This window comes from Thermogemmatispora argillosa (assembly GCF_059696725.1).
This window is the reverse complement of record NZ_AP019377.1, coordinates 1,990,335-2,003,311: the sequence shown is the minus strand read 5'-3', so window position 1 is coordinate 2,003,311 and position 12,977 is coordinate 1,990,335. Positions and strand designations below refer to the sequence as shown.

Genomic DNA, 12,977 nt, shown 5'->3' with positions numbered 1-12,977 from the left:
CCGCCCGAACTTATGTTTTCCATGCTGAACAGTCGACCAGTAAGGCAACACGAGGGGAGCCTGCCAGGTATAAGCGCCTGACTGACAGCTACCCTCTTCTTGAATTTAGTGGGAGCGGACACCTGCGGGTGTCCTCACATTTTTGCAATGGAGATTTCCTGGCTCGGCCACTCCTGTTTTCAATTGCGAGGAAAACAAGTCACACTCATCACAGACCCGTTCGCTCCCCAGACGGAAGTCGCCCCACAGCAGAAGGAGCCTCTGCGCCTGGGTAAGGTCAGCGCCTCGATTGTCACCATCAGCCATGATCATCCCAATCACAACTATGTCCGCGCGGTCCAGGGGAATCCCCGTATTGTGCGCGGGCCAGGCGAGTACGAGATCAGCGACGTGCTGATTACTGGAGTTGCCTCCTATCATGACAATCAGCGGGGGCGCGAACGTGGGCGCAACACCATCTATGTGATTCACATGGATGGCGTAGTCGTCTGCCATCTTGGCGATCTAGGCCACACCCTGCAGGAAGAGCAGCTTGAGGAAGTCGCCGATGCTGACGTCCTGCTCGTCCCCATTGGGGGCAAGCACACCCTCAACGCCTCGCAGGCGGCTGAAGTGATCAGCCAGGTGGTGCCGCGTATCGTCATTCCCATGCACTACTATCCTCTGGCAGCCGACGGCTCGCAGTCGCTGCCTGAAGCGCTTGTAACCTTTTGCCGCGAAATGGGCGTGGAGTCGATCAATCCCCAGCCCAAGCTTGTGATCTCGCAAGGCAATCTGCCGGCGGAAACGCAAGTCGTGATCCTCTCCTGCCGCAGTCTAAGCTGAGCTGGGCGGTGGTGTCGTGCTCAGTAAGTAAGTAAGTAGTAAGTGGGTGAGTTGCTGGGTTGTGAAGGGAAGTAAATAAGAGAGGGAAAGCGAGATGCCAGGGGCGGCTATCCTCCCTTGCCGAGGGCAGGGCGGGGTAGGGTAGCAGCCCACTTGTATGCGCATGGCGGGCGAGCCGACCGGCGGGCCTGCTCTGGTTATAGGCCGCTGGGGTGGACTGGACTAACCCGGCCTGGGGCAGTCTGGGAGCCGATTCCCGCTTGTTTGATTGCCTGCCGGGGCAGCCCAGCCACACAGGCGTTGCTCCTGGCTTACGTGCATGCAGGAGAGAGAAGCGGAGCGGGAGCGTGGGGCGGCACAGCAGGCGGTTGCCAGTGCCAGGCAGTCTGTGAGGGACTGAGTGAGAGAGTGAAGACGGTCTCATATGCGATGGTGAAGGCTCCACACGAGGAGGAGTTCTTATGTCAAAATTCATCTTTGTGACCGGCGGTGTGGCGTCGTCTGTGGGCAAGGGTATCAGCGTCGCATCCATCGGGCGCCTGCTCAAGAATCGGGGCATCTCCGTCTCCATCATGAAACTCGACCCCTACATCAACGTTGACCCCGGCACCATGTCCCCCTATCAGCATGGCGAGGTCTTTGTGACTGACGATGGAGCGGAGACCGATCTCGATCTGGGCCACTATGAGCGCTTCACCGATGAACCAGCTTACCAGGCCAATAACGTCACCACCGGCCAGGTCTACGCCACGGTCATCAGCAAGGAGCGGCGTGGCGAGTACCTGGGGGGGACAATTCAGGTGATTCCCCATATTACCAATGAGATCAAGGAGCGCATCCACAATGTGGCGCGTCGCTCGGATGCCGATGTTGTCATTGTCGAAGTAGGCGGCACCGTCGGCGATATCGAGGGCGAGCCATTTTTGGAGGCTATTCGTCAGATGCGCAAAGATGTGGGGCGGGCGAATGTGCTCTATCTGCATGTCACCCTGCTTCCCTATCTTGGCGCGACCCGCGAATTGAAGACCAAACCCACGCAGCACAGCGTTAAGGAGCTGCTGCGCGTCGGTATTCAGCCCGATGTCATCCTCTGTCGCTCCGACTACCCTGTCAGCGAGGAGCTGCGCGAGAAAATCGCCCTCTTCTGCAACGTTGAAACCCGCGCAGTCGTGCCCCTGCTGACCGTCGAAACGATCTATGAGATCCCCCTGATTTTGGAAGAGGCCGGCCTTGGCGATTATCTGGTGCAGGCGCTCTCGCTGCCTGGCCATCCTCCCCAGATGGAGGAGTGGCGGGCCCTGGTCGAGAAGATCAAGAAGCCGCGCCCGGCTCTCACCGTTGGTCTGGTGGGCAAGTACGTTGAATTGCACGATGCCTATCTTTCGGTGGCCGAGGCCCTGCGCCACGCCGGCTGGTATCATGACGTGGATGTCCAGATTAAGTGGATCAACTCGGAGGCCCTGGAGAAAATGGGCGAGGCCTATACCGAGGTACTGGAGGATGTCCACGGGATTGTCGTACCCGGGGGCTTCGGTCCCCGAGGCGTCGAAGGCAAGATCAAGGCCGCTGGCTATGCGCGCCGGACCCATACGCCCTACCTGGGCCTCTGCCTTGGTATGCAGGTGAGCGTCATCGAGTTCGCCCGCAATGTGCTCGGCCTAGAGGGTGCCAACAGCTCGGAGTTCGATCCGCATTCTCCTCATCCCGTCATTGATCTGATGCCAACTCAGCGCCATATCTCGGAGAAAGGTGGGACGATGCGCCTGGGTAACTGGGTCTGTTGCCTGATCCCTGGCACCCGGGCCTACCAGGCCTATGGCGAAGCCATCGTCTTCGAGCGCCACCGCCATCGCTACGAATTCAACAATGAGTATCGCAAGCGCATGGAAGCCCACGGCATGGTCATCAGCGGGCGCTCCGCTGATAATAGCCTGGTCGAGATCATCGAGCTGGCCGACCACCCGTGGTTTGTGGCTTCACAGTTCCATCCAGAGTTCAAGAGCCGCCCGAACCGTCCTCATCCGCTCTTCCGCGACTTCATCGCCGCCTGCAAGCGGCACGCCGGCATGAGCGTGAGCGCCCCGGCAACCGGCGAAGGCGTGGCCCACGTCGGAGCCGCACGGGTCCCCGGTGGGGTCGCTTCGGATGCGCGACTCGAAATGTCGAAATAAAGGCAAAATGTTGTATTTGAGCCATCTACTGGGCGCACCCGTAGAGGACGCGCAGGGAATGCGTGTGGGCAAACTCAGCGATGTCCTGGTAGCGCCGGCGGAGGCCCGCGCAGAGAGTGGCGGCCCTACCTATGCCAGCGCACTGCTAGTAGAAGACCAGGACGGACGCCGCTGGCGCGTCACACCGCTGGCGGTCCAGGTCCGTGATCATACGCTGGTCCTGCGTATGGCCCTGCGCGAGCTACCTCCTCCCGCCGCCGTTGAGCGCGAAATCAGCCTGGCCCACGACGTGCTTGACAAGCAGGCTGTTGACCTGGAGCGGCGGCGCCCGGTGCGCGTTAACGACGTCTGTTTAGAGCCGGATTGGCGCATTCTCGGCATCGACACCAGTACCTGGGGGTTGCTCCGGCGCTTGATGCCGGCCTGGCTACTCGGGGCCAGGGGGCGCGAGGCGCCGGGCAATCTCATTCCGTGGGAGCGCCTGGAGCCGCTGCGCGAGGGCGAGCCGTCGCCAGAAGAGAGCGCCGCAGCCCCGGAGGGGAGTGAGCGCGAAAGCGGAGCGGCGGAACCGCTGGCGGAGGGGCGCCGTCCGCCGAGCGGTCCCCTGGCCGAGCTGCGTCCTGCCGACATCGCCGACATCATTCATCAGCTAACCCCGGCTCAGGGCGCACGCCTGCTGGAGGGCCTGGACAACGAAACCGCGGCTGACATTCTCCAGGAGGTTGATACCGAGCGCCAGACCTATATTCTGGAGAAGCTCAGTGCAGCGCGCGCCGCCGCCATCCTGCGGGCGATGGAGCCGGACGAAGTGGCCGACCTGCTGGCTCGCCTGCCCGAAGAGCGGGCTCAGGAGCTGCTGCGCCTGCTTACGCCCGAGGAATCAGAGGATGTCCGCGAGCTGCTGGAGTATGCCGAGAACTCCGCCGGTGGCCTGATGACCACCGACTACCTGGCCCTGAGTGGCAGCCGCAGCAGCGCCGAGGCTCTGGAAGCTCTGCGCCGCCATATCCTTGAGCGCGATGGCCACACCGTCTATATCTACGTTGTTGATGATGAGGAGCGCGATGAACCACGTCTGCTCGGCGTCGTATCGATCTGGAACTTGCTAGTCGCCTCGCCAGAGCAGACACTGCAGGAGCTGATGCATCGCGACCTTGTCACGGTGCGGCCCGAGGCCGACGCTCGCAGCGTGGCCGAGGTCATTGCCAAATACAATCTCTTCGCCGTGCCGGTGGTCAACGATGAGGGATTGCTGCAAGGGATCGTCACCGTCGATGACGCCATCGACGTCCTACTGCCGCCGGAGCGCCGCCGCCGACCACCGCGCCGCTATTGAGTCCAGAGCCTGAGACCGGGCTTGCCTGTACTGTAATGCTGTAGAAAAGCCGGCGAGGGCCTGCCCTCGCAGGGTGGCTCTACAGTCATCATAGCATAGCAATGGCGGCAGTCAAAAAAAGGACAGGAGTGAAAGAACATAAAGAAAGTAGATAGAGGGAGCAGACAAAGAGGGCGGTCTGCTCTCCCCCTTCCCTAGTCGGGAAGAGAGCAGACCGCGCTCAAAGCTTCAAGCACATGTACAATGTCCTGGCAGACATCGACCATGACCCGAGGTAGCCATTCTTCGGGATGCGGGTCATCGGCCACGATTTCCGCCTCGCCCTCCTCCTCCTCTTCCTCATCGTAGCTGTAGCGATGACTCCAGCTAGGACTCAGTGCATGACCCCCGCTATACTGATAAGGAGAACTCTCGTGAAGACCACGCAAACCCTCTGGGTGCCAGATCGGGAGCTCCACGCGCTGCTGTAGCGTCAGGGACTCTGGCACCAGGCGGTGATCCTGCAGAGTCAACGTGACGCCGGGCCGGGTCTCGATCGTACGGCTGCTGTGCTCGCTGGCGCGCAGCCTGAGCATCTGGGTCAGGGAGAGGAGGGTCTCTTCCGAGAAAGCAGTGCCCTTGAGGGAAAGCGAGTAGGAGAGGTCCAGCACCAGCGCAGGGATCTCGCGTGTGCGCAGATGTGGACAATCGGCGTGGGGCTCGTGGAAGAAATCGCAGACCCCCCTAGGCCCTTCGAGGGAAAGCGCGGTATCCAGACTGCCCCAGCTAAAGGAGACGGTGCAGATGCTGGAGTTTTCAACCTGTTCGCAGCTTCCGATGTGACAGGTGCAGGCAAATTCACGTTCCATGGTGCGGGAGTTGATCCAGTATTCGGGATGTGCCGTCAGCCCGACCTCCGCAGCCGCCTTCAGAAAGAAACCGGTCACATCTTCAAAGGTTAGCATGAAACGCTCCTTGCTGCCCCTGGTTGGGGCAAGTATGCCCGTGGCACCCGTGATAAGATGCCTCTATATTATGAGCGTTCCCGATAGGATGTGTCAATATTAGACAGGGTAGCTCTCACGCCAGTCGCGGAAGAGGGCACTGATCGAGCGTCCCTCGTGCAGGCGCTCGATCGTCTCCGCCAGCAGCGAGGCGACAGAGATGACCACGACCTTGCCGCCAAGAGTCTTGTTCCCCAGGGGAATAGTATCAGTAGTAACGATACGCGTAATTTCGGGCATACAGAGCCGCTCCTCCGCCGGCGGCGTCAGCACAGCATGAGTAGCGACCACCGTGATGTCTGGTTTGGCTCCGGCCTCCAGCAGGGCCTGAGTACAGGTAACGATCGTTCCACCGGTCGAGATAATGTCATCCACGATGATGGGCCGTTTGCCAGCGACCTCGCCAACGATGGCGCGCACTTCGACATCCTGAGCGTGGTTCCCTCCACGCCGCTTGTGCATCACGACCAGCGGGATATTCAGCATGTTGGCATAGACATCAGCCACCTTGACCCGCCCGGTGTCCGGGGTCACGACCACGGCGTCGCTCAGGTCCATGTGCTGGCGCAGATACTCGCCCAGCAGGGGAATGGCTGTCAGGTGATCCATGCCGATGTCAAAGAAACCCTGGATGGCTGGCGAATGCAGATCAACGGAGACCACCCGATCAGCCCCGGCGGTCGATAGCAGGTTGGCGACCAGTTTAGCGGTGATCGGCTCGCGCCCCGTGGTTTTCTTCTCCTGGCGCGCGTAGCCATAGTAGGGGATGATAGCCGTGATGCGCGCCGCTGAGGCGCGACGGAAGGCATCGATCATTACCAGCAGCTCCATCAAGTGCTCATTGACCGGGTGGCAAGTCGATTGGACAATGTAGATATCTCTCCCCCGTACACTGTCCTGGATCTGCACGTGACATTCGCCATCGGCAAAGCGGTGCAGCTCCCGCCGTCCCAGGGGACGCCCCAAACAGTTGGCTACCGCCTGCGCCAGCTCCGGGGTCGCTGAGCCACTGTAGATGTCCACATCGATCGGCGGACCGCTCCGGTTGGGCCTTCTCGCTGCCGCTGCGCTCTCTGTCATGAATGGTCTCCCCCTCTTAGAAGCCACAGAACCACTGTGGCTGGCAATACCCGCAGTGGTTACCCCTCTATTGTAGCATGTCTCGATAGCTATCAGCCAGCCTTCTTTTTTTCTTGCGAATTGCAGAGATCACGGGCTATCCTTGCCAGACCTTCAAGCTGATGATCTTGCTCCAAAATACCTTGACAACATGGCCATCTGTACTTTATCTTTTTGCATGATTGCAAGTGTCGATCGGTAAGAGTAGATCAATGCTTGAGTATTACGAACCGTAGGTAGCTAAAAGGCCCTGCTAGATCTACATGTTCAAGGCTTTGCCGCTGCTGTTCGGCTCATAAAAGCCGCGATGTGGCATAGCAGCGCGGACCGCTGACAAAGGTGCCTGTTTGCCTGTTGAACCAGGAAAGTAGATCAGGCGCGCCTGATCAGGGGCCGAGGCTGCAGGGCAGAGCACACGCAGGGAATGAGCTGGGGCGGCTCTTGTGACGCTGCCTGCCCGGCCTGGTAGGTTGCTGGCTGCTGGGGCTAGCGAGGGCAGCGTTGCTGTAGGTGCCGGGCCGTCATCTGCTGTCCTGCCTGGTTGGAATAGCTTACCTCCCGTGTCTCGTGCTGTTGTCTCGCTCTATCTCTGGCCAGGCTCTGACTTTCGCCAGCACTTTCTATGCTTGCTCGTTTGCTCGTCTCCCTGCTCATTTCGACGCTAGCGCCGGGCCAGCGGCCTGTACTGTGGCCGTGATCTTACGCTCGTCTGCATTGGATGCGAAGCGATTGGCCACTATTCTGACAGAGAAAGGAAGTTCTGCATGGCTTTGGATTCGCAGCAACCTACCGGATCACAGGCAGTTTCCCATTCCCAGTCTCTTGACGAGACTCCCCCTCCCGGTCTGCTACGCAACAGCAATTTTCTTCTTCTGACCGGCGGCCAGATCATCTCCTATCTAGGAGATTTCATCTATAGCACCACCTTACAGATCTGGGCTTATGCGCTGGTCCCTACGGCGGCCTCTGTAAGTGGGATCTGGGCGGCGCAGTATCTGCCGTACGTCGTGGTGGGGCCGATTGCTGGAGTCTTTGTAGATCGTTGGAACCGCCGGCAGATCATGATCGTTGCTGACCTGCTGCGCTGCTTTATCGCCCTATGGCCGTTATTAGTGCCGCCGGCGCTACGTCTACCAGCGATCTATCTCGCCGTCTTCCTGATTAACAGCCTGGGACGCTTCTTCTCGCCGGCCCGCTCAGGCGTCATGCAAGTCATTTTGGCCCAGCCGGATCAACCGCGAGCGGCCTCCATCCTGCAATCCAGCTTTGCTTTTGCCGTCATTGCTGGCCCCAGCCTGGGAGCCGGCCTCTACTTCCTGGTTGGCCCTTATCTGGGCACCATCCTCAATGCTGCCTCCTTCCTGATCTCGGCTCTCTGTATTCTCGCCATGCGCGTCTCGCCCCAGGCCCTGCATCCGGGCGCCCAGCGCCAGGCAACTGAGGGGAGCGCTCTGCGCGCCGTTTTGACGGAGCTAATCGATGGTTTTCGCTTCGTCCTTGGCTCGCGAGTGTTGCGCGTTGTCATGATCCTGCTCGTCGTCAACTGGTTCGGTGTTGGCGCGCTCAATGCTCTGGAGATTGTCTTTATCAGCCAGCGTCTCCATGCCAGCCCTGAACTCTACGGCCCGATGGCCACGGGCAGCGGCGTAGGGCTACTGATCGGCTCACTGATTGCTGGCGCCTTGAGCAAGAAGCTCTCTCCGCGCACCTTACTGACCGGCAGCATCTTCCTGACGGGGCTAGGGATTGTCATCCTTGGCCTCCAAGTCTGGTTCCCCCTGGCCTTGTTCTTCAGCAGCCTCACGGGCCTACTGCAAGGGGGGATCGAAGTCGGCTACATGGCTCTCCTGCTGCTCTGTTCTCCGCGCACGCTGATCGGGCGTGTTGAGGCCGTGATCCAGACCAGCATGTTTATTGCCAGCGTGCTTTCGATCGCCATAGGGGGCTACACTGCTCAATTCATTCCGGTGTATATACTCTTCATCATTGGAGGCTGGCTGACGGTGCTGGCCGGTCTCCTCGGTTGGTTCGGATTGCCGACCAGGATTGAGCCGGTTGCTGCGTCGCCGGCCTCTCCTGAGGCGGGGCCGGAGCAGGCGGCGCAAGCATAAGTGTGAGGAAAAGGAGGCAAGGCAAGATTATGCCCGATCCGCGTGTACAGCGCATGGCGCGTGTCCTCGTCCATCATTCATTAGAGCTGCGCCGAGGCGATCGCCTGGCGATTCTCGCCACCCCGTTGGCCGCCCCTCTGATTCGCGAGGTCGCGCGCGAGGCTGTGCGAGCCGGGGCCCATGTTTCCACCCTCTTGCAGCTACCGGGCCTGGCGGAGATCCTTCTCAAGGAGGCCTCTGAGGAACAACTGACCTTTGTATCGCCGCTGCAGCGTTTGATCTGGGAGGAATACGAAGCCCTGCTCAATATCGAGTCGGACGAGAACACCTGCGAGCTAAATGGCATCGATCCGGCCCGTCTGGCCCTCGCCCAGCAAGCGATGCGCGAGCTGAGGCAGCGCCTCTTGGAGCGTGCCCGACCGGATCAGCGGCGCGAGCCAGGGTCAGTGCCAGTGCGTTGGACGGCGACCATGTTTCCGACGCCTGCTTATGCTCAGGACGCCGGCATGTCCCTGAGCGATTTTGAGGACCTCCTTTACGGAGCCTGCTTTTTGAACGAGGAGGACCCTCTGACACATTGGCGGGCGCTGCAGCACCAGCAAGAGCGGCTGGTGGCCTGGCTGGCCGAGCGTGAAGAAGCCAGCGTCGAGCTGCGTGGTCCCGATGTCGAGCTGACTCTTTCCTACAAGGGACGCCGCTTCCTCAGCGACGATGGCCATTACAATCTGCCCGGCGGGGAAATCTTCACCAGTCCTGTGGAGACCTCGGCCAACGGCTGGATTCGCTTTCGCTTCCCGTCTAACTGTCAGGGGATGCAGCTAGAAGATGTGCGCCTGCGCCTGGAAAATGGGGTTGTGGTTGAGGCTCAGGCGGCCCAGGGTCAGCAGCATCTTGAGCATATGCTGGCCATCGATGAGGGCGCGCGGCGGCTGGGGGAGTTCGCTATTGGCAATAACTACCGTGTGCAGCGCATTACCAAGCATCCGCTCTTTGATGAAAAGTTTGGGGGGACCATCCATCTGGCGTTGGGGGCCTCCTATCCTGAGACCGGTGGCTGTAACCGGTCGGCTATTCACTACGATCTGGTCTGTGATATGCGCCAGGATAGCGAGATCCGTGTCGATGGTTTGCTCTTCTACAAAAATGGCCGCTTTGTCGTCTGAGCCAAGCCGCCGCTAGCCGCCTCAGTCAGCTCCTGGTCTTCTGGCTCTGCAGCGACTGCGGAGGTCTGGTTTCAATCAAAAAAAAGCAACAGGGTGGCAATCAACGCCCGCCCTCGCGCCTCGACCTGGGCTAGGGCGCGAGGGGAGAGCGGAGCCACCCTGCTCTCATTGATGAGCGTGTGCCTATAGCGCTTGCTCGCTTAGAGCATGGGACGCACCGAGAGAATCTTGTAAGTTGTCACGCCGCCTGGCGTCGAAACGCTTACCACATCGCCCGCCTTGTGGCCGAGCAGAGCCTTGCCGACAGGAGACTGGTCAGAGATCAGACCGGACTTGGGATCGGCCTCATAGGTCTCGACAATCTTGAAGGTGCGTGTTGCGCCGCTCTCCGTTTCCACCTCCACCTGCATACCGATACGCACCACGGCGGGGCCTTGGAGATCGTCGGCAGTCATGATCTCGGAAGAGGCCAGCAACTTCTCCAGCTCCAGAATCTCGCCTTCTACCGCAGCCTGCTGGCGCTTGGCCTCCTCATAGGCGCCACTTTCACTGATGTCGCCGGCTTCCTTGGCATCATGAATGAAGTCTGCGACCTCCTGGCGCTTGACCGTGCGCAGGTATTCCAGGCGTTCTTTCTTCTTGCGATATCCTTCAGGGGTCAGAAAGTAGACCTTGCGCTCGGGTGTTACATCGCTCTGTCCACCAATACTCATATTAGACTCCTACTCCTCTCTGGTCTTAAGGCTCGTGATCGAAGCGTGATTCGTTCGCGGTTGCCTCTCCCAGATCTTCGCGATAGCTAGCTCAAATGCGTACTTGTCCGGTCTCTCGGGCGGCTCTCTGACTTGACTGCCTGTCCCCACGATCAGGCAGGCCGCTGCAGCTCGGCTGACGCTGCGTCCGCTCCAGGCACAGCTGTACTGTCCTATATCGCCCGCGCAGCCTCCTTCCTCCCTCGCTCACCGGCGTCCTGCCAGCTCTTCCCTCTCGGCTCTGGGTCTGCTGCTCGCCGCAGCGTGGCTCGGGGCGGCTCAGCTCGGGATAGAAGGCCCGGATACCCGACTGGCTTACCTGTCTGCTTGCCTGCTTCTCTCCCTCTTCCTCTGGCAGCGCGGGGCCGCTGCCAGCACCTGGATGGCCTGCCGATGCCAGAGGCTGGCCAGGGGTAGAAGAGCGAATCCGTGGCCTCTCCCACCAGGCGCACCCGGTGAGTTGCGAAAACCGGGGAAGAGATCAGGCATGCTCCTATTGCAATTGATCGCTGGGCCGCGATCTACTCAGGCACGGCTCGGCGATCATAGTCCACTGCGCATGCATCCGTGCAGAAATTGGGGCAATGCTGCCATGTGGTTATGCCGCCAGGACCCTTCAGGGCTGTCAGCGGGCGGCAGGCGCTACGCCAGGTGCGCAACACATGACAGAGATTATACGGTCTCAAAAACCGGACGTCAAGTCAAATCAGGTAGCCATTTTTGCTATGGTAGAGCACTCTTGAGTTACGCGCCAGCCTGGGCCGACGCCTATCCAATGAAAGCGCGGGGTCGGTGCGCCCGGCGCGTGCGCCCGGCGCAGCTAAGCCCCAGCCGGGCCAGGCCCTTGACTGACGCCAGCTCCTTCCTTCACTGCTGGTCCAGCCCTCCTTATGGTTAAAACGGCCTACAGATCTGGTTTCGTTCCACACGATGCCCGAGAGGGCACCCTCATCAGGCACCGGCGAACCGCACTCCCTCGCCAACCGACGAGAGCAATTCAGCGCCGACCAATACGGTACATGCGCGCTCCACAGCGCGCGCAGATGCCCTGCAGAGCCGGGCGCCCGTTCTTCAGCGTTGTTTCCTCCACATCAAGCATCTGGCTTTTTTGCCTACACTTGACACAGTAGGCTTCAACAACGGGCAGCCCCTCTGTAGGCGACTGCTGCTGAGTCTGCGCCTCCGTCGAACTGGGGCGTGTCAGATTGGCTTCGGCTCCCTGTGGCTCCGCCTCGCCGCCTGCGACCCTGGCAGGCGCCGAAGTCTCGACCTGCGCCGGCAGAGAGGCCCAGGCGCCTAAACGGGCACTGATCAAAGAGGCAGTCTGGCGATCGAGCGTATAGCCCTGGGGTTTCAGCCAGAGCTGCTCTACAAGAGAGGTCTGATCGGCCAGCCTGAGCCAGCCCTGCTCTTCTCCCGGGTCTGCCCATACCAGCAGCACAGGGCAAGACGAGGAGATCCCAGGAGGAGATCGGAGATCGCCGTCGGCCTTCAGCAGGAGCTGGTTAGCGAGCCAGGCCCGCGCGGCATACTCTGCACCAAACTGGTGAGTTGTGGCATATCTGTAGTCCAGGTCACTGCGTGCCTGACCCGGGGCCAGCAGATAGCGCAGAGCGAGTCGCGTCGTCAGCAAGCAATATGCAAAAAGCCCTAGCAGAGGCATACGGGCCAGGGGGGCAAGCAGCGGCTTGAGCCGACGGAGGCGCTGCGGCCCCAGCAGGCGATCAGCCTCTGGCCAGAGCAGCGCCAGGCCGCTGCACAGCTCGGGGTTGCGTCTGGCTGCTTCCAGCACGTACTGACAGCTCGTTCCCTGAGCTACCAGCAGCGCCGGCTGTCCGACCACCTCACGCAGGAAGTCACCCACCAGTTCCGCATAGAGCGCCCCACTGTAGCGAAGGGCGGGTCGATCGGAGAGGCCGAAGCCCAGCAAGTCAGGAGCATAGACGCGATAGCCATACTGTTCCGTTAAGAGCGCCACCAGTTCACGCAGCTCATGGGCCGAAGCTGCCAGCCCTGGCGCATGCCAGAGCACCAGCGCTGGCCCTTGCTCTGGGCCGGCCAGCTTGTAGAAAATGTGGCCGTGGCGCCAACGATAAAGCCGTGCCTGACCAGGTAGAGTGCTCTCTAACAGCTGAGGCGTCAGCAAGCGATGCCAGACAACAGCGACACTGGCTCCCAGAGCCCCTAGCAGGCTGGCCAAAGCGCCCAGACATAACAGCTGTTTCAGGCGGCGCAGCGCGTTCTTCATGGGTGAGACGCAGACCTCCTCGCTGAGTAGTATAGCATGAGAGGAGAGGCGACGCTACTCGCCAGTGCCCTGGAGGGCCTCGGCAAGGCGCGTCGGAGCTTCTCCGGCAGCGTAGAGAGAGAGGCGTGGTTTCTACGCTGCAGAGCCAGGCCAGGATCATGGCGACCAGGGGCCTTGCGAGACCTCCGTGAAAAGCATGCTTGCTCGCTGAGTAGTATAGCATGGTAGGTAAGTTGACGCCGCACGGAGAAGCATCTACAATACGCGCC

At 60.6% G+C, this 12,977-nt stretch carries 9 protein-coding genes; 5 read left to right on the top strand and 4 right to left on the bottom strand.

The window, feature by feature from the left end:
- The first annotated feature begins 147 nt into the window (after positions 1-147).
- The 3 genes from AC6H1L_RS07760 to AC6H1L_RS07750 all read left to right on the top strand — a co-directional run bounded on the left by AC6H1L_RS07760 (position 148) and on the right by AC6H1L_RS07750 (position 4,332).
- Positions 148-825, top strand: a complete 678-nt coding sequence (locus AC6H1L_RS07760) for an MBL fold metallo-hydrolase (protein ID WP_497600955.1) — start codon at positions 148-150, stop codon at positions 823-825.
- Positions 826-1,286: 461 nt separating this feature from the next.
- Entirely contained in the window at positions 1,287-2,996 is a 1,710-nt protein-coding gene (gene pyrG / locus AC6H1L_RS07755) for a CTP synthase (protein ID WP_497600954.1), read from the top strand.
- 58 nt (positions 2,997-3,054) lie between these two features.
- Entirely contained in the window at positions 3,055-4,332 is a 1,278-nt protein-coding gene (locus tag AC6H1L_RS07750) for a magnesium transporter (protein WP_497600953.1), read from the top strand.
- Between the two features lie 194 nt (positions 4,333-4,526).
- Here AC6H1L_RS07750 and AC6H1L_RS07745 read toward each other — a convergent pair whose 3' ends face one another.
- On the bottom strand, positions 4,527-5,276 hold the full coding sequence (locus AC6H1L_RS07745) for a hypothetical protein (protein ID WP_497600952.1): 750 nt from the start codon (positions 5,274-5,276) through the stop codon (positions 4,527-4,529).
- A 99-nt stretch (positions 5,277-5,375) separates the two neighbouring features.
- Positions 5,376-6,395, bottom strand: a complete 1,020-nt coding sequence (locus tag AC6H1L_RS07740; protein WP_497600951.1) for a ribose-phosphate diphosphokinase — start codon at positions 6,393-6,395, stop codon at positions 5,376-5,378.
- A gap of 803 nt (positions 6,396-7,198) precedes the next feature.
- Between AC6H1L_RS07740 and AC6H1L_RS07735 the strand changes: the two genes are divergently transcribed.
- Together AC6H1L_RS07735 and AC6H1L_RS07730 are read left to right on the top strand one after the other, a co-directional pair.
- Positions 7,199-8,545, top strand: a complete 1,347-nt coding sequence (locus AC6H1L_RS07735; protein ID WP_497600950.1) for an MFS transporter — start codon at positions 7,199-7,201, stop codon at positions 8,543-8,545.
- Positions 8,546-8,574: 29 nt separating this feature from the next.
- On the top strand, positions 8,575-9,708 hold the full coding sequence (locus AC6H1L_RS07730; protein WP_497600949.1) for an aminopeptidase: 1,134 nt from the start codon (positions 8,575-8,577) through the stop codon (positions 9,706-9,708).
- A 200-nt stretch (positions 9,709-9,908) separates the two neighbouring features.
- Here AC6H1L_RS07730 and greA read toward each other — a convergent pair whose 3' ends face one another.
- Positions 9,909-10,421 (bottom strand): transcription elongation factor GreA, encoded by a 513-nt coding sequence (greA, locus tag AC6H1L_RS07725; RefSeq protein WP_297167568.1) that lies wholly within the window; start codon positions 10,419-10,421, stop codon positions 9,909-9,911.
- 1,036 nt (positions 10,422-11,457) lie between these two features.
- Positions 11,458-12,708, bottom strand: a complete 1,251-nt coding sequence (locus AC6H1L_RS07720; RefSeq protein WP_497600948.1) for an alpha/beta fold hydrolase — start codon at positions 12,706-12,708, stop codon at positions 11,458-11,460.
- Positions 12,709-12,977 lie beyond the last annotated feature (269 nt).